Annotated in this window: 19 protein-coding genes; 10 read left to right on the forward strand and 9 right to left on the reverse strand. The window is 59.6% G+C overall.

Annotation, left to right across the window (positions count from 1 at the left end; all coding sequences use genetic code 11):
• Window positions 1-79: 79 nt before the first annotated feature.
• The 4 genes from LBK75_00320 to LBK75_00335 all read right to left on the reverse strand — a co-directional run bounded on the left by LBK75_00320 (window position 80) and on the right by LBK75_00335 (window position 9,480).
• The gene (locus LBK75_00320; protein ID MDR1156741.1) at window positions 80-1,108 is read right to left on the reverse strand and encodes a HAMP domain-containing histidine kinase; all 1,029 of its coding nucleotides are present in this window, start codon (window positions 1,106-1,108) and stop codon (window positions 80-82) included.
• Window positions 1,095-1,781, reverse strand: a complete 687-nt coding sequence (locus LBK75_00325) for a response regulator transcription factor (protein MDR1156742.1) — start codon at window positions 1,779-1,781, stop codon at window positions 1,095-1,097. Before LBK75_00325 ends, LBK75_00320 begins: the two co-directional genes overlap by 14 nt.
• 140 nt (window positions 1,782-1,921) lie before the next feature.
• The gene (locus tag LBK75_00330) at window positions 1,922-4,393 is read right to left on the reverse strand and encodes a VWA domain-containing protein (protein MDR1156743.1); all 2,472 of its coding nucleotides are present in this window, start codon (window positions 4,391-4,393) and stop codon (window positions 1,922-1,924) included.
• A gap of 431 nt (window positions 4,394-4,824) precedes the next feature.
• Entirely contained in the window at window positions 4,825-9,480 is a 4,656-nt protein-coding gene (locus LBK75_00335; GenBank protein ID MDR1156744.1) for a hypothetical protein, read from the reverse strand.
• Between the two features lie 134 nt (window positions 9,481-9,614).
• Here LBK75_00335 and LBK75_00340 point away from each other — a divergent pair, with 134 nt between their 5' ends.
• From LBK75_00340 to LBK75_00350, 3 genes are read left to right on the forward strand one after another with little or no spacing between them, the layout of a single operon-like run.
• A complete protein-coding gene (locus LBK75_00340) occupies window positions 9,615-9,803 on the forward strand; it encodes a hypothetical protein (GenBank protein ID MDR1156745.1) in 189 nt (62 codons plus the stop codon).
• Between the two features lie 15 nt (window positions 9,804-9,818).
• Window positions 9,819-10,382 carry a peroxiredoxin gene (gene ahpC, locus LBK75_00345; protein MDR1156746.1) on the forward strand — a complete coding sequence of 188 codons (564 nt, stop codon included), beginning with the start codon at window positions 9,819-9,821 and terminating at the stop codon, window positions 10,380-10,382.
• Window positions 10,382-12,001, forward strand: coding sequence for an FAD-dependent oxidoreductase (locus LBK75_00350; protein MDR1156747.1), 1,620 nt, complete (start codon window positions 10,382-10,384; stop codon window positions 11,999-12,001). The genes ahpC and LBK75_00350 overlap by 1 nt, the downstream gene beginning before the upstream one ends.
• A 62-nt stretch (window positions 12,002-12,063) precedes the next feature.
• Here LBK75_00350 and LBK75_00355 read toward each other — a convergent pair whose 3' ends face one another.
• The 3 genes from LBK75_00355 to LBK75_00365 all read right to left on the reverse strand — a co-directional run bounded on the left by LBK75_00355 (window position 12,064) and on the right by LBK75_00365 (window position 14,118).
• Window positions 12,064-12,456 carry a nucleotidyltransferase domain-containing protein gene (locus tag LBK75_00355; GenBank protein ID MDR1156748.1) on the reverse strand — a complete coding sequence of 131 codons (393 nt, stop codon included), beginning with the start codon at window positions 12,454-12,456 and terminating at the stop codon, window positions 12,064-12,066.
• A gap of 278 nt (window positions 12,457-12,734) precedes the next feature.
• Window positions 12,735-13,733: an ATP-binding cassette domain-containing protein gene (locus tag LBK75_00360; GenBank protein MDR1156749.1), complete on the reverse strand. Its 999-nt coding sequence runs from the start codon at window positions 13,731-13,733 to the stop codon at window positions 12,735-12,737.
• 1 nt (window position 13,734) lies between these two features.
• On the reverse strand, window positions 13,735-14,118 hold the full coding sequence (locus tag LBK75_00365; protein MDR1156750.1) for a GntR family transcriptional regulator: 384 nt from the start codon (window positions 14,116-14,118) through the stop codon (window positions 13,735-13,737).
• A gap of 341 nt (window positions 14,119-14,459) precedes the next feature.
• Between LBK75_00365 and LBK75_00370 the strand changes: the two genes are divergently transcribed.
• The 6 genes from LBK75_00370 (at window position 14,460) to LBK75_00395 (ending at window position 23,687) form a co-directional block, all read left to right on the forward strand.
• Window positions 14,460-17,960: a Cys-Gln thioester bond-forming surface protein gene (locus tag LBK75_00370; GenBank protein ID MDR1156751.1), complete on the forward strand. Its 3,501-nt coding sequence runs from the start codon at window positions 14,460-14,462 to the stop codon at window positions 17,958-17,960.
• Between the two features lie 336 nt (window positions 17,961-18,296).
• A complete protein-coding gene (locus tag LBK75_00375; GenBank protein ID MDR1156752.1) occupies window positions 18,297-19,493 on the forward strand; it encodes a PLP-dependent aminotransferase family protein in 1,197 nt (398 codons plus the stop codon).
• 51 nt (window positions 19,494-19,544) lie between these two features.
• On the forward strand, window positions 19,545-20,549 hold the full coding sequence (gene trpS, locus LBK75_00380) for a tryptophan--tRNA ligase (GenBank protein MDR1156753.1): 1,005 nt from the start codon (window positions 19,545-19,547) through the stop codon (window positions 20,547-20,549).
• Between the two features lie 6 nt (window positions 20,550-20,555).
• Complete coding sequence (locus LBK75_00385; protein ID MDR1156754.1) at window positions 20,556-21,689, forward strand: undecaprenyl/decaprenyl-phosphate alpha-N-acetylglucosaminyl 1-phosphate transferase; 1,134 nt, start codon at window positions 20,556-20,558, stop codon at window positions 21,687-21,689.
• Window positions 21,690-21,702: 13 nt separating this feature from the next.
• The gene (wecB, locus tag LBK75_00390) at window positions 21,703-22,878 is read left to right on the forward strand and encodes a UDP-N-acetylglucosamine 2-epimerase (non-hydrolyzing) (GenBank protein MDR1156755.1); all 1,176 of its coding nucleotides are present in this window, start codon (window positions 21,703-21,705) and stop codon (window positions 22,876-22,878) included.
• On the forward strand, window positions 22,875-23,687 hold the full coding sequence (locus LBK75_00395; protein ID MDR1156756.1) for a hypothetical protein: 813 nt from the start codon (window positions 22,875-22,877) through the stop codon (window positions 23,685-23,687). Before wecB ends, LBK75_00395 begins: the two co-directional genes overlap by 4 nt.
• Before the next feature lie 11 nt (window positions 23,688-23,698).
• On the opposite strand, the gene LBK75_00400 is transcribed toward LBK75_00395, so the two are convergent.
• A complete protein-coding gene (locus tag LBK75_00400) occupies window positions 23,699-23,938 on the reverse strand; it encodes a hypothetical protein (protein MDR1156757.1) in 240 nt (79 codons plus the stop codon).
• A complete protein-coding gene (locus tag LBK75_00405) occupies window positions 23,931-24,257 on the reverse strand; it encodes a hypothetical protein (GenBank protein ID MDR1156758.1) in 327 nt (108 codons plus the stop codon). Before LBK75_00405 ends, LBK75_00400 begins: the two co-directional genes overlap by 8 nt.
• Before the next feature lie 126 nt (window positions 24,258-24,383).
• Here LBK75_00405 and LBK75_00410 point away from each other — a divergent pair, with 126 nt between their 5' ends.
• Complete coding sequence (locus LBK75_00410; GenBank protein ID MDR1156759.1) at window positions 24,384-24,857, forward strand: YfcE family phosphodiesterase; 474 nt, start codon at window positions 24,384-24,386, stop codon at window positions 24,855-24,857.
• Window positions 24,858-25,004 lie beyond the last annotated feature (147 nt).

Below are 25,004 nucleotides of genomic sequence, written 5' to 3' on the forward strand. Positions count from 1 at the left end.
TCATCGCATCTGCCGAAAGAGTCCGGCGCCGCGCCGGGCGAGTGGTGTGAGAGGCGCCCATGCAAGTACTATACCACTGTCAAATGACACGGCGGTGACTTTCAGATGACACATCCGTCACTTTGGGAAACCGTATGGCAAACACCGCGCCGCCCCGCGGGTGGTTTTTGGCGGCGATCGTCCCATCCTGCCGTGTGATGATCATTTTGCACAGGGCCAATCCAATCCCATACCCCATTGTATTTGTACTTTTTCCGCGATAAAATCGGTCAAATAAGCGCGGTAGATCCTCTTTTTCAAACCCTGCACCGCTGTCGCGAATAACAAGTTCGGTAAATAGGGTGTTGTCTGCACAAGTGATCTCGATCTTGCCGTTTTCGCCCGCACTTTCCATACAATTTTTCAAGATATTTTGCACGGCCTCGGAGAGCCAGCCCCGGTCGCCCTGTATCGTGGCGTCTTCCGGCACATCCGTTTGCAAATCGATGCCGCGCAGTTCCATGGGAATGGCCAACGGGCGCAGCGCGGATTGGACCAGTTCGGCCACGCGGATGGGCTCGCGTTGAAACATCACCACGCCCGCGTCCAGGCGGGAGAGTTTGAGCAGGGAGGTGATCAGCCAGTCCATGCGCACAAGCAGTTCCTCCGCTTCGCGGACAAAGGTCTGCCGTTCTTTTTCGTCGTCGGCTTTTGCCAAAAAAGACAAGACAAGGTTCACGGAGGTGAGCGGGGTTCGCAGTTGGTGGGCAATATCGGTCAAAGAATCGGCGAGGTATTGTTTGTCCCGGGTCAGCGCCTCGTTCTGCTCTCGAATGCGCAAAGTCATTTTGGTGATTTCACTGTATAAGACGGCGAGTTCGCCCTCGTCAAAATCGCCGAGCGCCAAGCGGTCCGCGTTGTGAAGCACGAGGTCGATCTGCTGGGAAATCCGCGCAAGGCTGCGGTACCGCGCGCGGGTGAAGACAAAAAAAACGACTCCGAAGACGACGGCGTTCGTCATAACAAGAACACCGGCCGCTGTGTGGAGGATGAAGCCAGCTGTGACCCCGGCGGCGGCCAGCACAAGGAACAGAGCGGCAAACTGACGAAACTCTTTATTCCGAAACATGCCGGCCTCCCAACTTGTAGCCAACGCCGCGAACGGTCAGGATGATCTGCGGATTTGCGGGGTCGTCCTCAATTTTCTCGCGAAGATGTTTGACGTATACGGTCAGTGTGTTGTCATTGACAAATTCTCCGGCCGCGTCCCAGAGTTCGTCCAACAGCTGATTGCGGGTAATGATGTTGCCCTGATTGCTCAAAAACACCAGCAGAAGACGGTATTCCAAGGCGGAAAGAAAGATCTCTTTGCTGTGTTTTTTTACAAGACCGCTTGCCGTATCGACGTGGAGGGCGTCGATTTCAAAGGTGGCCTTAGCGCGTCCGCTCTTTCGCAGGGCAGTGCCGATTCTGGCGATCAATTCCCGTGGGCGAAAGGGTTTGGTGATGTAGTCGTCCGCACCTATGTTTAACCCGGTGACGACGCTCGCCTCATCGCCGGAAGCAGTCAGAAAGATCACCGGAATATCCTGCTGTTCTTTGATTGCCGTACACACCGCAAAGCCGTTGCCGTCGGGCAGGGACACGTCAATCAGCGCCAGGTCAAATTGGCCGCTGCCCAGCGCGGCCAGGGCCTCTTGCTGCGTGACCGTATGGGTGACGGTAAAATCCTCGGAGCGGAGCAGTCGAATGAGATTTTTGGCGATTGCCCTGTCGTCCTCAACCAGAAATATGCGTGGCATCGGTTGGCCCCCCTGTCAGTTTCTCTTCTTATGATGCCTCAAATTATACCGTAAAATCCTGAGATTGACAAGCGGGCGTCAAAGAGGGTTGGAACCCTTCTGTGGGTTCCAACCCTCGGTAAGGTTTTGATGTGCCTTCGTCAAAGCAGCGGGGGATGCTTATCGTGGGGGGCTCCCGGTTTCCAGGCCGCGAGTATGAGGCCGATGCCGAGCAGCAGAAGGCCGATGAAGAGGAAGGCGTCCACACCGCCGCCGCCGGTGAAGGGCATGGGCGCGTCGAGAGGCGGGTATTCGTCGAAGACCCAGTCCTCCAGTTCTTCATCCCAGTGCCACTCGCCCAGCGGGACGCCTTCTCCGTCGTATTCCACATACGCGTCGTCCACTTGGACCAATGTGTTGCTGGGTATGGTCGGAATCGGTTCCGGCGCGGCCGAGAGTTCATCCGGCGGCGCCGGTTCCACGGCTCTGCCTTCGAGGCCGGTCTCCTCGGGCGGCGCGGGTGGTTCCTCGGTTCTGTCGGGGCCGTTGCCCGCGTCGTCCGGCGGTGGCGGCGTTGACGTTGGCGTTGGAGAAGGAGAGGGCGCTGGACTTGTGCGCGGAGACGTGCCGCCGCTACTGCTGCTGCCGGTCGGAGTGGGCTCAGGACTCGAAGTGGGAGTGGGCTCGGGACTCGAAGTGGGAGTGGGCTCGGGGCTCGAAGTGGGAGTGGGCTCGGGGCTTGCAGTGGGAGTAGGCTCAGGGCTCGAAGTGGGAGTGGGCTCAGGAGTGAGAGTAGGTTCGGGACTTTGAGTGGGCGTTGATTCAGGGGGTGGAGTTGAACCATGAGTGCGTTTCACGGTGTTGACAAAAGAAGTCCCATTTGTGAGACCGTCCGTCGTGCTTGTCCCCCAATGTACGCCTGCGGCGACGGAGTCGGGCTCGGTATAAAGAGGCGCCTGCTCCTCTGTGAGCACCTCGGTGATGGTGTATGTGTGCCCGGAAGGGATGTCGGTAAACGTCACGGCGCCCGCCTTATCGGAGATCTCCTCTACAAACCAAGCGTCCGCGTGGTTGCAGCCGGGCTCCTCGCAATCTTCACTGTGTGTGAGACTGAAAACGAACCCCGCGGGGGACGCCGCGTCGTCTTCGGAACCGGAGATGATTTTTGTAAAAGTGAGATCAGCCGCGTACCCTTTGGTGGAAGGGACTTCGAAATAGCCGTATTGAAAATTGACGTTGTCAATGTTTGAGCTGAAGGGTTTGTAAAAGAGATAAGAGGAAGTCAAGTCCGTACCTTCTTGCGTCACATCGAAAGATGTTTCCTGTACAAAACCCACCGCCAAAGTGTCGAGGGTCACGCGGAATGTTCTGCTGTAAGAGTAGTAAGTTGTTCCGCCGTCCGGGGTATCGTTGATCCCCTCAGGAGGGGCAGGCGTGGGCGTTGGAATGGGTTCTGACAAAAGATCCCAATTGATTTTATTGTCTTTGTATTCGATGATTGCGCTGTGCGGACCGTCTGTGTCTGTAAAACAGACGAATTGATACGGTGTGCACAACGGGAACGAGGCGCTCCACGGTTCGGAAGACGTCGTAACGGTGTCGCTAAAATGCTCGAAGACCAATTTGAGCGCGTCCGCGTCATTTGCCTGTTTGAGATGCGCATCGGTGACAAATTTTTTGAGTACCTCTGTACTTGAGTCGTAAGCAACGGCCATATTGGTGGCGCCGTGCGTGCTTTCAATGGCTGCGCCGATGATTTGGACTTCGGTGTTGCCGCTTGTGTAATTTGTGCCGGGGATTGTGGGATTTGCGGCCAGTGAACCATAGTCGATCCATTCCGTGCTGGAGCTATAGTCTAGTGGAGATGTGTGATTACCATTACTCCTGCCAAACTTTGCGGTTGGCAGACCGTCTGTAAAGACAATATTATAGATGTTTTTGTCGCCGCTGTGAGCGGAAAAAGAGATCTCGGTCGGCAGGTTGCCCAGTAAGTTATGGCTGAGAAGCAAAGCACCGGAGAGGTTTGTATAACCGCCGTCATTACGCGGGAAAGAGCCTCCAACTCCAGAAGGAAGCGCAAAAGCGGTGTTAACCCCTGTAAGAGCACCTAAAACTGTCGTCCTATTTGTTTCATCGCTTACATCTGTCCAATCGACGATTCTGTATGCATATTGGCCAAATATGACGATGGCCAGGTACCTGCATTCATCGTCCTTGGCGCTGTTTGCATATGTTTCGATAAAGCCTCGAACTGCCGTTTTCATATCGGCGATACGGGTGCCTGTGTTCATGCTGGCGGACAGATCGAGGCTGATGACCACCGCCGCGTGCTGCGCGGTCGTCACCATTTCAACTTCTTCTTTCGTCACGACCTCAGCTGTCACATCAAAGACATTTTCCAGCGTATGGCCCTCTTCGACGACAGGCGCGATGGTCTCACGGAACCAGACGCCGTCGGTGCTGTCGCCCTGCCAGCCGCCATCGCCGTCCAGTCCGCCCTGAGAGACGACCTGCTGGAGCTCATTCGCATGGGGTTTTACATCACCCTCCGCCACGGCGGCCGGCAGGATCAGTACCGCCAGAAAGGCGAGCGCCAAAAGGGCGCCAATGGCTTTCCTTATCGCATTCGACATGTTTAAATCTCCTCTGTCCAAGTGACACCTGAACCATGCATATTCACAATCTGAAGTACCTGTCACGATCCAAACGACACAGGGTTTGGGCGGCGTGCGCCTCAACCGACGGCAGGGAGATGCATACGCTCTCCCCACATATCTAATATCGAACTTAAAAAGGAATAAAAAACCAATTTAAAGAAAAAATTTCAATTTCTAGAATCGGATCAAAAATGTGATCAAAAATACGGGCAGGTTCGGACAGCCTGCCCACTGTGCGGCGACATTTGGAACTGATGTCGGCAGAATATATAAAAAATACGGCGCAAAGCATCAAAAAATGGCGGCGGATCGGTCCCAGGGGAGAACCGATCCGCCGCCGCGGTGTATCCAAAGCTGTCAGAGACGCCGTCGTCTTCGGGGAGATGCCCTGTGGACGGCCGGATTGTTTACCGCCCGTGTGTGCCGATTCGTCTCCGATTGGCCGGCCAAACCGCGCTCACAAGCCCGATGCCGACCAGAAGCAGGCCAGGGAAGAGAAGGAGCGTCGGGTTGCGGCCGCTGGTAATGGGCATGGCGGTGGGTGGGTATTTTTCAAAGATCCACGTATCCAGTTGTTCATCCCAGTGCCACTCGCCCAGGGGAACACCGGCGTCGTCGAACTCCGTATAGACTCCGTCGTCACGCAAAATCAGTTCATGACCGGGCACGATCGGCGCGGGCGGAACTTCCGGGTCTGTGCCACCCGGTTGATACGGCGCGCCGTCGGTTCCATCCCCGGAACCGCCGCCGCTCTCTCCGCCGTCATGGCCGCCCGTGTCGTCGTTGTCGGGTTCACCACTGGTTGTACCGTCGTCTGTGTCGGGGGTGTCGCCAGACCCGCCGTCGTTGCCGCCGCCAGAGCTGTCGCCATCGAGACCGCTGTTATTGCTATTGCTATTGTTATTATTATTGTTATTATTATTGTTATTATTATTGTTATTATTATTGTTATTATTATTGTTATCGCTGTTGCTGTTGCTGTTATTGTTGTTGTTATCGTTGTTGTTGCTGTCACTGTCGCCGTTGTTACCATCATCATCGCTGTCGCTGTCGTTATCGCCGTCATCGTCGTCGTCGTCGGTCAGCGCGTGCCAGATGGCTGTGAGTGTGACATCGGAGATTGGGATGAAGTGGCCGGGATTGGATGCTGCCGTGCCGCCTGGGAAGAGGCCTTCGGCGGGACTGCGCGCGGAGACGGCCCCGGCGGTGAGAAGCCAGCCGTCAAAACAGTATTCGGCGCGGACCGGCATCTGGACAGACACAGTGTAGACGACACCCGGAATCGCCGTGTCTGAATCGACCGCCGGCGGGTCGGCCGGCAGTGTCGTATAGTTGACGATGTGGAACAAAGGTTTGTTGGGGGGCAGCAAAACAAACTGGCGCGTCACTTCTGTCCTTTGTAAATCGGCATCGTGGCCGGTCACGTAAGTGATTTGGTAACGGCCGGGTTTGTCTTGGCGCACGTAACCGCTCGGGTTTGTCACTGCAATGCGGCGGCCGGGCCGGTGTTTGACGTCTAGCGCCGGGACACGCCGGTCGGTTTGATAGGGCTCCGTACGCAGTTCCTGCGGGGCAATGGACAAAGAGACCCAATTGCTCTCCGTATCGTCCGCCCCATGGGGCAGGTGCGCCACTCGGATCTCCGTGAGAGAGAGTCCGTCGGTGAAGTCATCGTACACGGCCACATCGTACCAGGCGGGGATAGGGTCGGTTTGAGCCGCCTGCTGGAGTGCGGTGGGGATGTCGGCGTCGAGACCGTCGGACGGAGAGAGGACATCGCGCACGGCGGGCGGATCAGTCCGGCGGATTTTGAGAGCGGCCGTCCGGACGAACTGACCGGTAAAACCGGTGTCGCCAAAGTGATATAACGTCTGCCCAAAGGATTTGTCGTCATATCGCGGGGTATCCTGGCCGAGAGAGTGAATGGCCGGAATGGAAAAAGGCGCGTACATGGCGAGCAGCGCCCCCGCCGGCAGTACAGGGAAGGTCAGGCGCAGCGCCGTGACGCTGCGCCAATCGGCCGGGGGCGTGGCGTCCCACGTGAAGGCCGCCATCTCCGCCAGTGTATACAGACCGTCGGCGGTGCCTGGCTTGGCGGTGAGCTTATGTGGGTCAAAGCTGGCGCCGACCCAGCTCAGCTCCGGCGTCACGGTGCCCCGGAAGGTGGGCCGATCTGTCAGAGCGGTGCGCCAGCCGACCCCATGCGGGAGGATGAAGTACACGACGTTGTGCCCCGAAATGGCCCCGCCCGTCCCGTTGGAGACGACGAGGCGGAACTGCTCGCCCGTGCTTCCTGCCCGCAGGGTCCAAGTGACATCATCCACCCCCCTGTTGGGGTCGTAAGAGGCGTAGAGATCGTCCGCGTCGCTCTCCGCGTCCGTGCCCGCGTCCGTACGTACCGCCGAATAGACCGCGACATGCGAGGCGCCGGTCAGCGCGAGGGTCTCGGTGGAGACGTTCTGACGGCGCACCGCGCGGGCCCTGTTTACGGCCGCGGGCAGGGCCGCGGCGTCGGAAAGATGGCTGAGACCGTCGTTCACGGCGCTTCCATAGGAGCTGCCGGAGGACACGCCGAGCAACTCGGCGCTCCAGGAAGAGGCCAGTACGCGACTTCCGTTCAGAGAGACGGAGGTCCCCGGATAATCGGCCGGGATTTGATAGCGGACACCGACGTAGACATCGCCCTGCAGGGTGGAATTGCGCTGCAAAACAACCTCTGCCTCCGGCTCATGGGCTTTGTGCAGCTTGATTTCAAGGTATTGCTCTCCGTCAAAGGCCGCAAGCGTCCGTGCGGTGAGGGCGATCTCATTTCCGTAGGCGTCCACTGGAGGGTCAAACGACGGAATCTGGAGGGCGCCGCCCGATGCGGCGGAACGGTAGAGTCTCACATCCGCCACCCGCAGCCCGTTCGGGACAGGCACATAGAGGACGGGCGCCTGCAGGATTAACCCGCCTGCCACAGTGGGGACGGAGACATTGGAATGGACGCGCGTCTGTACGGCATAGTAGGGGAATCCACTGGGGCCGATTCGCTGCATCAGCCAGAAACAGTCCTCCAGAAACGCGGCGGTCAGTGGGACATTGTCCATGACGGGGCTGCCGTTGCGATCCGCAAAGAGAAATTTATTGTTGTAATCGCCCGGCAGCGAGAGGTTGATATCGGCCCAATATTTTTCATTCACCTTGACTTCGATGGTATTTTTTTCGCCCGCCTTGGCGGCGCCGTTCAGCGTCACCAGATAGTCTTTGCCAAGGAGGCAGTCGTCGTCATGGGCGCGATACGCCTCTATACCGAAGGACACCGTATCCTCTGTAATACCCGCCGTCATACCCACGAATTGGAAGAGAAAGTTGCTCAGGATCATGGCGTTGTTGGCCATGAAGTCCACCTTCCGCATTCCGTGGAAGGTGAGGTCGACGTACCCGCCATAGCCCTGCTCATAATGGGGCGTGTGGAGGGCATAGGGCGTCTGCTGAATGTCGTCGATCAGCCGAGCGGCGACGCTGCCGTAGGACTTTTGGTCGCCTGATTTTGTATTGTAAGTCAGGGTGTCGTAATCGGCGTATACGACACCGCCGAAGGTTTTCGCCGGCAGGCGCACTGCGGTGACGGTTACGCCGCGGGGCACATTGAGCCGGCATGTGAAATCTCCGTCCACCCCCGACGGCACGCGAAAGCCCACCTTACAGAGTTCCTGTAAGTAGAGATAGTCCTTGTCCACTTTGCTTTGGTATTGCTGCGCATATTGGACAGAATCCGGCTGTAGATAGGGGGTGGAGGGGTCGGACCCCGAGATCGAGCGAACCAGCAGGAGCTCAAGGATCGGGGGACTGGCGGTGATCTGGGTCGTCGTATCTTTGAGATAGATCAGCGCGTCCGATGCGAGCGCCGGATTGGCGCCGTAGCCAAATGGGAGATGAGGCCCCCGCCCATTTATCCGAGCCCGGCCGGACATGTGCACGCCGCTCAGGTCGATGTTTGCGGTAGAGGGATTGTCGGTCGGGGAAAAATCGGCGGTTGTCGTCAGAACAAAGGCGGCGTGGAAGGGGTCGTATCCGCTCTCGGGCGTGTTGTTGTTATGGCTGCTGTGGGTCGGCATATCGGAGGCCCAGCGCAGTGTACAAGAGGCGCCGTCGGACAACGCGGCGGCGCCGTTTACGTCGTCATACCGCGCGGCGCGCAGGATGGTAAACAGTGGGTGACTCCCCCAGTCCGCGCGCCACTGCGCATATGTCTTTGTCTCGGAGCCGATGGTGAGTTTGAGGCCGGAGAAGTCGACAGTGACCTCTGTATCCGTCAGGACCAAGCCGGCCGCCGCGTAACCGCCATAACTCAGTTGAGTGCTGGCGGCTCCCACCGGGCGTACATATACGGCCGTGCTTTTGACGAAACTGAAGTCAATGAGGACCTCGTTTTCTTGGCCCGCATATAGACGCGGCAAGGTATCCGGAGGAATGGTGGGATCTATGCGCAAACAGCCCATCCGGGCGACAGCCGTGGCGGGCACGGTTTGTGTTATGGCATCGCTGTCCGGCAACGCCGGGTACAGCGCCGCCCAGACCTTTATTTGTTCGCCCGGATAGGCGCCGGGGTGGCCGCCGGCGGCCCCAATGCGCGGGGTGAACACCAGTTGTATGTTGCAGGAAGTCGTCTGTGCGTCCCATCTGAGCGTGTAGCTGACGGTACCGTGTTCGAGGTTTTGGACAGGGTCCGCCGTCACCACTTCCGGCGGGGCCGGCAAGGTGTCGACGGCAAAACCGGATCCTTCGTCGGGGGTGGGGTTTTCATAGTGGATCACCAGTGTGTACAAGGCCTCTTCACCGGCGTTCGCGATCTGCGCCAGGTTGACGACCAGCTGGTATGTGGTGCTCTGACCTAGGTCAACGTCCGTCTCCGTGTGCAGCCCCGCCTCGCCCAGCCACCCGGCGGAGAGGATGTCCCCATCCTTTCCGTCCTCTCCTGTTGCCTGCACGGAGTAGACGGCGAGGAGGGAAAGCCCCAACAGGGCGGCCAGCGCCATGGCCAAAAGTCGCCGAGTTTGCCTCGGTTGCAATATTCTCATGGATGTCAACTCCCTCAAAACTGGTTAATTTTACCGCTTTTAACCATGTAGTACCAAGCACCACGTTGTTAAAAGTGCCCTAATGATAATATCGACACTTTTTTGACATAAATTACTTCTGGCGAGGATTTACCGTGGCGATTTTTGTAATCGCTCATTTGGGCGCCTTTGGAAATTCTGTGCGTTTTGCCGCGCGCTGGGCGGGATGTCAGGTAATATTTCCGAAGATTTTTGCATTATTTTATCCGGACCACCGCGAAATCTTGACAGGGAGAGAGAAGAATGGTACGCTAGCTACAGAAACAGAAATCCCAAATTTTTGAAGGAGGTCATATTCTATGTCACTCATCAACAGGGAAATCGGCGATTTTTCGGTACAGGCATTCCACCGGGGCGCGTTCAAGACCATCACCAAGGCGGACGTACTGGGCAAGTGGGCCGTGTTTTTCTTCTATCCGGCCGACTTCACCTTCGTTTGCCCCACCGAGCTCGAAGATCTCGCGAACAAGTATGAGGAATTCCAGAAAATCGGCTGCGAGATCCATTCCGTCTCCTGCGACACGCATTTTGTACACAAGGCCTGGCACGACACATCCAAGACCATCCAGAAGATTGACTACCCGATGCTGGCCGACCCGACCGGGCAGCTGGCGCGGAATTTTGAGGTATTGATCGAGGAGGCGGGCCTTGCCGAGCGCGGCAGCTTTATCGTGAATCCGGAGGGTAAGGTCGTCGCCTACGAGGTCATCGCGGGTAACGTCGGCCGCAATGCGGACGAGTTGTTCCGTCGGGTGCAGGCCTCCCAGTTTGTGGCCGAGCACGACGATCAGGTCTGTCCGGCCAAGTGGCAGCCCGGCGCGAAGACCCTCAAACCGAGTCTGGACCTCGTAGGGCTGCTTTGATGGATGACAATTTTTACGATGTGATCGTCGTTGGCGGCGGACCGGCGGGTCTGACCGCTGCGCTCTACCTGGCCCGAGCGCGGTATCGGGTGCTTGTGGTGGAGAAGGAGCGTTTCGGCGGGCAGATCACGATCACGTCGGAGGTGGTCAATTATCCGGGTGTCGAGCGCGGCAGCGGCGAGGAGATCACACTGGCCATGCGCCGGCAGGCGCAACGCTTCGGAGCGGAGTTTCTGCTCGCCGAGGCCGAGGGGTTCTCATTGGACGGGCCGGTCAAGACGGTCCGCACCTCGCGCGGCGCGCGGGAGGCGTTCGGTGTGGTCCTTGCCACTGGCGCGCACCCGCGCATGGTGGGTTTTCAGGGCGAAGCGGAGTTCAAAGGGCGCGGGGTAGCCTATTGCGCCACCTGCGACGGGGAATTTTTCACCGGTCTCGACGTCTTTGTCGTCGGCGGCGGGTTTGCGGCGGCGGAGGAGTCGGTCTTTCTCACCAAGTACGCGCGCAAGGTGACCGTGTTGGTGCGGGAGGCGGATTTCACCTGCGCCAAGGCGACCGCCGATGCGGTCAAGGAAAACGAGAACATCGAGGTCCGCTATCGAACCGTTGTGGAGGAAGTCTTTGGGGACACGGCGCTGCGCCGCGCCCGGATGAAAAACCTGGACACGGGCAAAGTATGGGAGTACAGCCCGCCTGCGGGGGAGACCTTCGGTCTGTTTGTGTTCGCCGGGTACGAGCCGGCCACCGCGCTGGTAAAGGGCGTCGTGACGTTGGATGAACGCGGTTATATCACTACCGATGCGAACCGCAAGACCAATTTGGAGGGCGTATACGCCGCGGGCGACGTCTGCGTCAAAAACTTGCGGCAAATGGTGACGGCCACCGGGGACGGCGCGGTCGCGGCCACCGAGTTGGAGCGCTATGTGGCTCGTCTGCAAAAAGAGACAGGCCGCGTACCCCGCCAGCCGGTCTCGCGTGTGGCGCCGGCGCGCGGCGCGGCTGAGCCGGCGGCGGACACGGTGTCGGAGAGCTTCTTCACACCGGAGGTCGTCGCCCAGCTCGCCGGGGTGTTCGAGCGGATGGAGCGGCCGCTTCTCCTGCGGGCCGCGCTGGACGATCGCCCCGTGTCGGAGGAACTGCGCGGCTTTTTACAGGAACTGACCGGGCTGACGGACAAGCTCTCCCTCGCGGCCGCGGAAGAAGCGGAACCGCCCGTTGTAAGAATCTGCCAGTCTGACGGTACAGACACCGGTCTTGCCTTCCACGGTGTGCCGGGCGGGCACGAATTCAACTCTTTTGTCGTCGGTCTTTACAATGCGGCGGGGCCGGGGCAGGCGCTTGAGGCGGACACACTGGCACGGATCCGCGCCCTGCGCCGTCCGGTGCATATGCGGATCCTCGTCTCTCTCTCCTGTACCATGTGTCCCGAACTCGTCATGGCGGCGCAGCGCATTGCTGCGGAGAACCCGCAGGTTGCCGCCGAGGTTTACGACATCAACCACTTCTCCGCGCTAAAGGACGAATACAAGGTCATGAGTGTCCCTTGTCTTGTGCTGGACGGCGGTACGGTCTCTTTTGGGAAAAAGACGGTGGCACAGCTTTTGGATCTATTGGGTGCGTAATGCCTAAACGACACAGGGGGCTGCGGACAGTTTTGTCCGCAGCCCCCTGTGTAAAGATAAGTTTACAGGCTACTGTATGCAGGGCGCACATGTCCAACAACGCCCCCGGCGCACTCCCAAAAGGGAACACGCCGAGGGGTTCTTGCCACGACTTTCTCAAATGTGGCGTATTCCTTGCTGCGGTTGAACTTTCCAGAATGTTTCACGATTAAGTCCACAGGCATACGAAAACTACCGCTGTACAGGAATCCTGTTATGGCGACTTCGGTGTCTAACGGATTTGTGTCGCTGTCCGGCACAATGACATAAATGTCAAGGTCGCTGTCCTTGTGCGGCGTTCCGTTGACATATGAGCCGAACAAATAAATCGCCTCTGTATCAGGTGCGGCGCGTAACACCGCGTCTTTGATGGCGTTTAATTTTGCCTGTACTTCGGGTGTTTCATACGGGTGCATATGTGGACCTCCATGTTGGTTTCAGAACAAGTCCGCGGAGAGATGTGGCGGGACGTCGGGGACGCCGCCCCGTACGAGGACGGGGGTATACGTGTCCGTGTAGTGCACGGGTTCGATGGTGCACAACAATTCCGCGCGGTCATTTACGCATTAAAACCATTTGCTACTTGCTATACGCATAATAGCATAAAATTATGTGCCGTGTCAATACCATACACTTAAAATTTGCTTAATAGGTTCGCCCTACAAGTAGGATGTGCCTCGATTGCGGCCGTCACTCATTTTTCCTTTTTTGCAATGTCAATTGAAATGGATATGGAGACGATGGATAATAAAACAGCAAGCATACAAAATGCAACTGCAAACTGCAGCCTGTCCAACGATAGCTGGATCAATTTCCGATATCCGAAACCAAATACAAAGAGGAAAATTGATGCAATTACAATGGGTGCGGAGGTTCGCCCCTGAATCACTCCCTGCTTGTATATAAACGGAATCTGTAATGTCAATAAAATCAAAACACAAGCACAACCCACAACAATGCCTATAACAATTTCGCCAATATTCATGCTGGCTTTAAGAAGAAAAAACGAAGCAACTTGTGCGATTACAGTACTTATGATAATCCCTGCACTGCCCACGAAGAAAATTGACAAATAGCGAGCAATAATTATATTGTTTAGAGGGACAGGCAACATGGTGTATGTGTTTTTCGACGATTCATTTTGATTGAGAACCTTAAATGGCAATGGAACGATCCTCACTGAGAACATAACAGAAGCGAATAAAACACCGTAAATCAATGATCGCCCGCTGGTCGGCTCGTCGAAGATCAGCAGTTTCGCGCCGTGAGAAAACGCGCAAGCCAACATCAACTTCATCTGCATACCACGCGACAGATCCCTCACTTTTTGGCGGAGCGGCAGGGTAAAGCGGCGCGCCATATCCACAAAGACGTCGTGTTTCCAGTCGTCATAGAAGATAGACACCGCTTTTTCAGTGTCGCGTACCGTCCATGTGTCCACATAGATACTGCTATCAAATACAACGCCAACCGCTTGCTTAATGGCATGTTCATTTTGGATATTGTCTTGGCCGAACATCAAGATTTCGCCGCTGTCCCGTGTAAACATATTGAGGATCAGTTGAATGGTCGTTGTTTTGCCCGCACCATTCGGGCCGACAAGTCCCATGATGTAGCCTTTCGGCAAAGAAAAACTGATATTGTTCAGCAAAAAGCCGGGAAATTGCTTGCAAACGCCTCTGAGTTCCAACATCTCATTCACCATTTGACACCTCCAGTAAAAGCCGCAGCAGACTGACGATTTCCTCTTCCGACAGGCGAGCTCTCTGCGCCGCCTGGATCGCGTCGGTAAGGCATTGTTCGACTTCGCGCACAAGCTGCTCGTGGATGAGCATGGAGCCGCTGGGCATCACAAAAAACCCCTTGCCCTGACGGCTGGTGATAAATCCCTCTTGCTCCAGTTCGTTATAAGCCCGGGTTGTGGTCAGCACACTGATTTTCAAATCTTTCGCCAACCCCCGGAGCGACGGGAGCATCTCGTCCGCCGGCAGTTCACCCGATAGAATCTGCGCCTTCACTTGCTCCTTGATCTGTTCGTAGATCGGCAGAGGAGAGCAGTTCGATATGATTACGTGCAATCTACCACCTCCGCGAACTGTTATATAATAAACATATACAGTATATACTCAAGTGGCAGTCCTGTCAAGTCACTTTTGCAGCATTGTAAAAATGTGACAAATTTAACAGATAAATGGCGCCCAAAATGCACACCTAAATGCTGAGTCGTGATACACTCGTTTGCGACGCAAAGTGACGCGATCGGAGAGGAACATACAAATTTTTACATATATTGACGTCACGGCTTTTTAGGAGTATAATAATGGTAATTCACTGAATTGCCGTTCATGTGGACGGTCGCCATTATGGGCTACAGGGGCGTCGTTTCCCCGACGCTCCGAAAAAAGGAGGAACAGCGACTGTGAAACAAACAGGGAAAACGCCGGCCGCGTGCGCGCTCGCGGTATTTCTGCTCTTGTCGCAGATGATTCTCCCCGCGGAGGCTGCGCCGGACGCCAACGACTACACGGCTGTGCTGCGTTACGACGACAAGATCCAGATTCTCTACAGTCACCGGGCAGGCGCCGGGCTGGACGACTGGTGGACAGGCCGGGGAGACATTCCGCTGGGCGGCGTCGAGCTGAATGGCCAGACAGTCATCGGGCAGATTTACTGCGTGGATGCGGCAGTACCGTTCCATTCCTACGCCACGGGTACGGTCAATACAGACGCCGGCGGGTCGTCCAGGTATGAGAGCGGGTACACCACCGACAGAGTGCCCGGTTATGTGTCAGCCTCGCCGGAACAGATCCCGAACGCCCTCAAGGTACACTGGAACGAGCTCTTGTGGCTGGTGGTCAACGGGTACGCCGGTACGTCGGAAAGCGTGGCGGCTTTGAACAGCAGGTTTGACGACCTGGCGGACAGCTTGGGGCCGCTGACGGGCATCAAAATGGAAACGGCGGTCATGGCGACGAAGGCGGCCATCTGGCACTATACAAACCCGGACGTTGTGTATTTCAGCACAAGTTTCCTCGATGCCAGCGGCGGCAATCCTCTCAGCGCGAAAGGGATCCAGCACAGGCAGTTTGCGGCCCTGATGGCTCGGCTCATCGCAGCGGCGGACGCCTACGCCGCGAATCCCACCCCCCTCAATGACACGCGCCTGGAGATTGCCATTGAGGGAGCGTTGGATGAGGGAACGGCAGTGAACGGAACTACCTATTACGGCCCGTTCACCGTGTCGGGGGCCGCGCTGCAAGACGACGACAAGATCTTTCTGGATCTGAGCGGCGGCATCGACGCGGCCGGCATCGGAATTACAAGCGGTCTCGACAATACGTGGGTGAGGAACGACACCCTGTATGGGAGCAGCGACGAGGGCCCCTACGTGGTCCGCGGCGAGCCGTTTTATCTGCGTGTGCCGGCGGGGTACTCCCTGGCAGGACTGGTTCTCCACGCGTTCGCGCGGACGGAAGCCACAGTGACGAACATGCCGATGGTCCTGGTACATCAGGGTTCCGATGGGGTGCAGGACTGGCAGACGGTACAGGCGTTCATTGGCCTGGCCCACGGTGTGACGGCCAGCGTCTACGGCGAGGCATTGCGCCCTCTGCAGGACGTCGACCACGGCACGCTGACGATCTTAAAAACAGTGGAAGGGATCGAGAGCACGGGGCCGTTTGTCTTCCGACTGACTGACGGCCGCGGCAATCCCGTGAATTTGGGTGCCCTGACGGGGATCGATCCGAACCAGATCCACAATGCCGGAGAGGGGCTCTTCACCCTGTCCGCCGGTTTGCCCCTCGCCATCGGAGGCCTCCGCCTGAGCGAGTACCAGGTGACGGAGGTTGGGGTGACCAACACGGTTTTGTATCAGAACACAGAGGGCGGTGTATTCACGCTCGGACGGACGGCGCCCGTACTGCTGACGCAGGCGGGGACCTCGCAGTCGGTGACTTTCTCCAATGTCCCCAACGCGCCGTCCGTCTCGATCCGCAAGCGGAGCGGGGCGCCTGGGAACCCGTTGATCGAGGGCGCCGAATTCTCGCTTCGCCGGGAGGGCGGCGATTACGATTCCGGCTCTGTTCGGACAAACGCCCAAGGGGGTATCACATTTGCCGGGCTGCCGAGTTACCCGCAGTTTGTGGGGACCTATTACCTGACGGAGGAATCTGTGCCGGACAGCCGGCATGATCTCCTGACCGCGCCGGTCGCGCTGGAGATCGCGCCGGACGGGCGGATCACGGACATCGTGCCGGCCGAGGCCGACAAAGCCCTGGTGAGTGCGGAGGGTTTGGGGACAGACGCCGTCACGGTCACGATTACTGACGTGTATCATCAGCCGCCTTCCACCGTGCGTATTCACGGGCGCAAGGACGTCCGCGGCGTGAGCAACACCGAGGAGCAGTTTGGTTTCTCGCTCACACAGGTGGCCGATCTTCAGGGGACGCCGCTGGACGGGCCGCCGCTGTTTGACGAAAGAAAGGCGCAGACCCGCGAGACACTCACCGCCGGCGTACCCCAGACCTTCGTCTTCGAGGAGCTCGTCTTCCCGGAGGGTGCGTCGGGCGCTTACTACTTCAAACTCACCGAAGACGTTGGCTCCGCCTCGGATTGGGTCTACGACAGCACCTCCTATGTGGCGCGGGTGGATGTGGATCCCACTACAGGCCTCGCGGCGGTCAGTTGGCCGGGGACAGACTTCTCAAGCGACGTACCGCCGGTGTTTGTCAATGTCTATCGCCCTCAATATTCCATAATTTTCCATGGACGAAAGTCTATCAGCGGCGTGAGCAGCACGAGCCAGCGGTTTGGGTTTGCGCTCGATCAGGTGCGCGACGACGCGGGAACGCCGATGGGTCCGAACGATCGGTTGACAGCGACCCTCAAAGCCGCGACGGTGGGGACGATCGCCGCCGGCACGCCGCAAATGTTCACCTTCCCCGCGATCGAAAATGTCACCGCGGGCACCTACTATTTCAAGCTCACCGAGGATGTGGGAGACGTCTCCGGGTGGATCTACGACAGCGCGGTCCACATTGCGCGGGTCACGGTGAACGCAGGCGGAGGCGTCGGCATCGATTGGCTGGACGCCCGGTATTCGGAGAATGTGCCGCCGCTGTTCAACAACATTTATCGGCCGCTGTACTCCGTCGAGATTCAGGGGCGCAAAAACGTCAGCCATGACACGCAGGAAGTGTTCAACTTTACGCTCACTCAGGTGCGCGATACCGCTGGGACGCCGCTAGGCCCGAGCGATTTACGGCTGATAGCGACCCGCAGAGCTTCAACGGCGGGGGCGATCGCCGCAGATGTGCCGCAGACATTCACCTTCCCCGTGATCGAGAACCTTGTATCCGGCGTTTATTATCTCAAGCTCACAGAGGAGCCCGGCGCTACCGCGCGGTGGACCTATGACAGCACCGCCTATGTGGCGCGGGTTCTCGTAAGCGCCGAGGGCGCCGTGGAGATTGCCTGGATCGACCGCCCCGATGTTTCGGCCGCGGCGCCGCCGCTGTTCCGAAACATCTACAGCCCACCTAGCGGCCCATCCGGCGACACGTCCAGAACCCCGTCTCCGCCGCCGACGGCCCAGACCACCCCGCCACCCGACGAACCGGGCGCGCCAGGCGAGCCGGGTGAGTCCGGCGGCGTTCCGCCTTCTCCCCACGACGCCGGCGACGGCGTCCCGCCCGGGTACGGCGATGAGGACGGCGCGCCGCCTTCCGGCGACGGAGGCGCCGCATCACCGCCGGCCGGCCGCGCGACAGGCATGCCGTACACAGGCGGCGCGAACGTCGCGGGCGGACTCCTGGTCCTCGGGGTGTTGTTGACCGGCGGCGGCGGCGTGTTGGCCCTGCTGGGCCGGCGGCGCGGCCGACAAGACCGGCGCGCCGAGCCGACATCCACGCACGAGTGAGGCGGCCCGCGCAGCGTATGAGCGCCGCGTGATATGAACGAAAACAAGGAGGGTTTCCCTATGCGGATCCCTCCTTGTTTTCGTGCGGCGCGCTTGAGAACGCGATGAGCGCCGCCCGCTTGTACAAAAAATTCACACCGATACGATTGCCAGCCGCATCGGTTTGTGCTATGATACAAAAGATAGCACATGCCGGACGCGGGATCACGGGGCCTGAACGGTCATATTTTGTCTGCATATCTTGGGTTTTCTGCCAGATATGGTGACGTTGGGGGCGCGGGACGGCGGTGGTGCGGGCGTCTTGTTTGAAACGATAGGACAGGTGGGAGGCGCGGTATGGAGTACACATTTTCAGACCGAATCTCGGGGGTGCAGCCCTCGGCCATTCGGGAAATTTTTAAAGTGCTAGAGGACCCGACCGTCATCTCGCTGGCTGCGGGCAATCCCTCGCCCGAGACGTTTCCGGCCAATGACATGGCGCGGATCGCCTCCGACCTCTTTCGAGACCGCCCCGGACCGGCGCTGCAGTACGGCATCACAGAGGGGTACGGGCCTCTGCGCGAGCAGACGGCCGCCCGGCTGCGCGCGCGTAGCGGTGTCGGTGGCCCAGACGACGACCTGATCATCACCAGCGGCGGCCAGCAGGGGTTGGATCTGGCGGCGCGGGTGCTGCTCAATGAGGGCGATGTCGTCATCTGCGAGGACCCAAGCTTCATCGGCGCGCTGAACGCCCTGCGCGCGTATAACGCGAAACTTGTGGGCGTGCCGATGGACGCGCAGGGCATGGACGTGGAGGCCCTGGAGCGCACGCTGCGGGACACGCCACGGGCCAAATTTATCTATACAATCCCGACATTTCAAAACCCCAGCGGCGCTACGCTGCCGGCCGACCGGCGGGCGCGGATGCTCGCGCTCGCACACCGGTACAATGTGCTGATTGTGGAGGACGATCCCTACTTTGAACTGCGCTATTCGGGCGTGCCCGTGCCGGCCGTTAAGAGCTTGGACACCGATGGCCGCGTTATTTATCTCGGTTCGTATTCCAAAGTGATCTCGCCCGGCATGCGGGTGGGTTTCGTGTGCGCTCCGCGCGAGATTGTCGCCAAGATGACCGTGGCCAAACAGGTCTCTGATGTACACACCAACCTGTTCTTTCAGATGGTGGTTTCGGAGTATTTGCAGCGGTGCGACCTGGACGCCCACATTGCGGACTGCCGCCGTTTGTATGTCCAGCGCCGTGACCGCATGTTTGCCCATGTGCGCGGCTGGGGCGACCGGGTGCGCAGTGTCTGCCCGGACGGCGGGCTCTTCCTGTGGTGCGAACTGCCGGACGGGTACGACGGCATGGCGCTGTGCCGGTTGGGGGGCCGGCGCAAAGTGGCGGCTGTGCCGGGTCAGACCTTCGCCGTGGACGACCAGAGATCCTCTCCCGGGTTTCGCCTCAACTTTTCCATGCCCACGCCCGAGCAGATCGACCGCGGTATGGTGCTCTTCGGCGAGGCCCTGGACGAGCTGCTGACCGGGCGCGGCTGAACCGGACCCCGCGCGGCGGGGATGATATGAGAAAAGGCGTGGTTTTTGCATATGATGAAGAGGAGAATTTTGAGCGGTGTGCAGCCGAGCGGTACGCCGACCCTTGGCAATTATCTTGGCGCGTTTCGCAGTTGGGTCGCCTTGCAGGACGACCCGCAGTACGAGAGCGTATACTGCGTGGTCGACATGCACGCCATCACGATCCGGCGGGACAGAGAGGAACTGCGCCGTCAGACGCGGGAGCTCTATGCGCTGCTGCTGGCGATCGGCCTCGACCCCCAGAGGAACGTTTTGTTTATACAGAGTCAGGTGCCCCAGCACGCGGAGCTCACCTGGGTGCTGAACTGCTACACGATGTTCGGCGAGCTCTCACGCATGACACAGTTTAAAGAAAAATCGGCCAGACACCCCGACAACATCAACGCCGGGCTGTTTGACTACCCCGTGCTCATGGCCGCCGACATCCTGCTCTACCAGGCGCATCTCGTGCCGGTGGGCGGCGACCAGAAGCAGCATGTGGAGCTCACGCGGGACATCGCCGTGCGCTTCAACGGCGTCCACCCCGATGTGTTCACATTGCCGGAGCCCTACATCCCGCCGGTGGGTGCGCGCATCATGAGCCTCACGGACCCGACGCGGAAGATGGACAAATCCGACCCCAATCCGGCGTCCCACGTCTTGCTCACGGAGTCCCCGGACGCCATCATGAAGAAGTTCAAAAAAGCGGTGACCGATTCGGATGCGCAGGTCCGCTACGATACAGTCCAAAAACCCGGCGTCTCCAACCTCATGGCCATTTACGCGCTGGCCACCGGTCTCTCCCTCGAAGAGACGGAGAAGAAGTTCGAGGGGCAGGGGTACGGGGTCTTTAAGCCGGCGGTGGGAGAGGCCGTCGCCGAGCTGTTGCGCCCGGTGCGCGAACGGGTGGAGGCGTTGCTGCGGGACCCTGGTTTTTTGGAAGCCGAGATGGCGCGCGGCCGGGAACGGGCATACGCCATCGCGGAGAAGACTATGGCCGACGTGCGTCACGCCGTCGGGTTTCTGCCGAAGGGGTGATATCCGGTGGAACTCTCCGTGCCGCTGCTGGCGCTGCTTACTTTCGCAATGGGCGGCGTGGTTTCGTTTGCCGCCTCCCCGGCCGTGCGCCGGTTTGCCCACATCATCGGAGCCATCGACGTGCCGAGGGACGGGCGGCGGATCCACAAGACGCCGGTTCCCCGGTTGGGAGGGCTCGCCATTTTTGCGGGTACACTGGCGGCGATCTTGGTATTTTATGAGGTCTCCCGGCCCGTGCGCGGGATTTTGCTTGGCTCTGTCATTGTCGTTGTGCTCGGCGTCATCGACGACGTCGTGCGTCTCAAGGCCTGGATCAAACTGATTGTGCAGATTGTGGCTGCGCTGGTCCCGGTGTTTCACGGCGTAGTCGTTGAGTTTCTCTCAAACCCGATCTTTTTCAGCGACGCCTCCTACATCGATCTGGGCGCGCTGTCCTGGCCGCTCACCGTGTTGTGGATCGTTGCCATCACAAACTCCGTGAATCTCATCGATGGGCTGGACGGTCTGGCGGTCGGTGTGTCGGCTATCTCGTCTCTTACGCTGCTCGTGATAGCCCTGCTGCTGGCCCAGCCCGAGGTGGCCGTCATCATGGCGGCGCTTGCCGGCGCCTGCGTCGGATTTATGCCGTACAACATAAACCCCGCCAAGATGTTCATGGGCGACACCGGCGCCACTTTCCTCGGTTATGTGCTGGCCTGTGTCTCCATCCTGGGCCTGTTCAAATTTTATACGATCATCTCGTTCGCCGTGCCGTTTTTGATTTTGGGGCTGCCCATCTTCGACACGGTAATGGCCGTTGTGCGCCGGCTGTCCAGCGGACAGAGCCCCATCGCGCCGGACAGGAGTCATGTCCATCACCGGCTGATCGACATGGGATTTTCGCAGAAACAGTCGGTGGCTATTTTGTATACGCTGTCTGCCATTTTGGGCCTCGCGGCCGTGCTGCTCACCACGTCGGGCGAGCTCAAGGCCATGTATTTCCTGCTGGCGGTCATCGTCGCCGTCCTCGTGGGCGCCCGGCTGTTCCGTATGAACCGAAAGGGCGTTCCCCCGGCCGCACCGTCGGAAGACGATCGGGCGGCGGGCGGCGGCGCCTCCTCTGCCGCGTCCCCTCCGCCTCCCCCGAATTCGAAGACTTGAAGGAGATCGTTTTATGCCACCCTTGAAGGTGATGACTGTCTTCGGGACCCGTCCCGAGGCGGTGAAGATGGCGCCGCTGGTGCTGGCGCTGCGCCGGACCCCCGGCGTGGAGACATGCTGCGCCGTGACCGCGCAACACAGGGAGATGCTGGACGGCGTGTTGGCGCTGTTTTCGCTTACCCCGGACTATGATCTGAACATCATGGAGGAGAGCCAGAGCCTCTCCACCATCACGACCAAAGCGCTTACCGGCATGGACGCGCTGTTGGCCGAAGTGTGTCCCGACCTCGTCTTGGTACACGGCGACACCTCAACCACCTTGGCCGGCGCGCTGTCGGCCTTTTACCACAAAGTGAAGATCGGGCACGTTGAGGCGGGTCTGCGCACGGGCGACAAGTATGCCCCCTACCCAGAGGAAGCCAATCGCCGCCTAGTCGGCGTGCTGGCCGATCTGCATTTCTGCCCCACGGCGCAAAACCGGGAGAATCTCCGCCGGGAGGGCGTCACGGAGGGTGTCTTTGTCACGGGCAACACGGTCATAGACGCCCTGCGGCTGACGGTGCGGGACGACTACGGCTTCCGGACACCGGCGTTGGCCGCCCTGCCGTCGGACGCGCGCGTGCTTCTGGTCACCGCCCACCGGCGGGAGAACTACGGCGAAGGGTTTGTCAACATTTTCTGGGCGCTGCGCGATCTGGTCACCTGTTACCAGGACATTCACATCGTGTTGCCAGTGCATTTGAATCCGGCGGTCCGAGAGACGGCGAACCGGATCCTCGACCATGTACCGCGCATCCATCTGATCGATCCGCTGCCGGTGGATGAACTGCACAACCTTATGGCGCGCTGCTACTTCGTCCTCACCGATTCGGGGGGGCTCCAGGAGGAAGCGCCCGCGCTGGGCTGCCCCGTGCTGGTGATGCGCCGTGAGACGGAACGTCCCGAGGCGGTGGAGGCGGGGACCGTACGCATGGCGGGCGCGGACCGGCGCGACATCGTGGCCATGGCGGCGACACTGCTGGACAATGCGGCGGAGTACACGAAAATGGCAAAAGCCGTGAACCCCTACGGCGACGGTGAGGCTTGCCGGCGGATTGTCGAGGCCGTCTTGTATCACTATGGCCTGCGCGCCGCGCCGCCGGATGTGTTTGATGCGGGAGGAACGTCGAAGGGAGGAGTATCGAGTTGAGACGAAGGAGGTCCCGAACCCGGAAAGGGATGTTGACTGTATTGCTGCCCACGGTGATCGTCGTGGTGGTCCTGATGTCTGTTACGCTGTACTTGTTTCGTGCTCCGACGACGGTAGGGCCGGAGATTGTCCTGCCGTCCCCCTCGCCGACGTGGCAGCCGGCGCCGTCCTCGCCCGGGGTTTCGCCGACGCTCTCTCTGCCGACGCCCGTCTCCCCGCCCGCCTTTGTAGCGGACATCGACCGCACCAACGCCCAGCAGATCCTCTCCGAGCTGAAACAACCGCCCGAGTACAGCAGCGTCTGGCAGGTAGAGTGGTTCTGGGAAGGCGGCAGCTCGGGGCCGATGGAGCGGCGCGTGTTCGCGGTGGACGGCTACACTCGGGCGGAGATCTACGACGCCGAGCATCAGTTGTCCGCCAATTTGCTCACGGGCCGGACCCGCGTCTTCCTCTGGGCGTCGCAGGGGAGCCCGTACCACCCGACAGCGCGTGGCAGCATCGCCATCGAGGACGAGGCTGGTTTGGCCGCCTATGGGCCGCTGCTTGCCTGTGATCCGGCGGAGATCCTCTCCGCCTCCTACCTCGTGTGGGAGAACAAGCCCTGTATCTTCGTGGAGTCGCAGGCGGCCAAGTCCAAATATGTGCATGCCTGGTGGATCTCCTTGGAAAACGGCTTTCTGCTCCGCATGGAGAAGAGGCTGGACGGGATTTTGAAATACAGCTGCGTGCTTCAGTCCGTGGAGCCGTACCGGCCGTCCGACGAAGTATTTCGGCTGCCGGACGCACAACTTGCCATGAATCTAGACTGATGGTTCAAGAGTCAAAGTCCGGCGAACAGGAGAAGCGCGAGTAGGACGAGGGTTTCATCGTCCTCGCTCTCAAGGCACAGAAACAGCGTGACAAGCAGCAGCAGGATATCCCCGGCGTCCCGCCCGGTAAGGGCCTTAGGCGCCGGGGCATGTGTTTTTTGCGCGGACAGGGCGCGTTTCGGCGGCGCCGGATGCGCTTCGGCGGCAGGCGCCGCGTCCCGCACGGGCGTCTCGGGGTAGCGGCTATGCATGCTTCTCGCCTCCAGACGTCGTCTGGTATCCGGTGTACACCGCACGGGCGAGCCGGACGAGCTCGGCAATCCGCTCCACTTGAGCCCGTCTCTCCGGGCGCAGGTAGGGTCGCAGGGCGAGCAGCAGGGTTTCGCCGCGTGTTGTGTCGTCGGCCTCGCTGCGACAGGCCTCAAGCAGCGCCAGAAAGACCGCGGCAGGGGTGTGGGCATCGTCCACCGTGTCCGCCGGCTCGCTTGGTTCGGGTCCGGGCGGGGACGTGTGCGCCGTGTGAAGCAGAGCCTCCGGCGCGTCGGGCGCGAGGGGGAAGGATGTATCCATGGCCTTGCCTCCTTCATGAATGATTCAAACGTCAAAAGTCTCGTCTGCCGTTGGCCGGCGATTGATTCCGCCACGTTTGTTTTACTATATGCGGCGAGGGCCGTTTTTGGAACGGGGGCGTAGCCATTGACCCGTATTTTGCTGTTTTCCGACACTCATGGCCATCTGGGTTGTATGCGCTCTGTGGTGGAGAACCGTCCGGCCGGACTGATCATTCACCTCGGGGATTTTTCCCGGGACATCCGCGCTCTCTCCCTGCCGCCCGGCAGTCCCGCGCCGATCACGGTGCAGGGCAATTGCGACATGGCCGCCGGGGGCGAGACGGTCCGGATGCTGAGGGTGGAGGACGTGACGTTTTTTCTGACGCACGGGCATCTGCACGACGTCAAACGCACGATGCATACCCTGGCCGCGGCGGCCCAAAAAGCCGGCGCCCGGGCGGCTCTGTTTGGCCACACGCACATGCCTTTCTGCGAAGATGAGAACGGCTTGCTCCTCTTCAATCCCGGCAGCCTCAGTTTTCCCCGCTTCGGTCCCGTCACCTACGGTCTGATCGAAGTGGATGGCCGCGACCTGTCCACCCAAATCGTCCCCGTCTAGCAGAGACCCATCGGTCTCCGCCGCCCGCAACGCAACATCATGCGCAAGGGCCGTCCCCGCGTGGCCCCGGCAGGCCCCAACAGATAAAGACCCATCACCAGGGGGGGGGGGGGCGCCGGCGGGGGGGGGGGGGGCGCCCCCCCCCAA

The sequence above is a fragment of the Oscillospiraceae bacterium genome (assembly GCA_031265355.1).
In the GTDB taxonomy this organism is placed as follows: domain Bacteria; phylum Bacillota; class Clostridia; order Oscillospirales; family UBA929; genus JAIRTA01.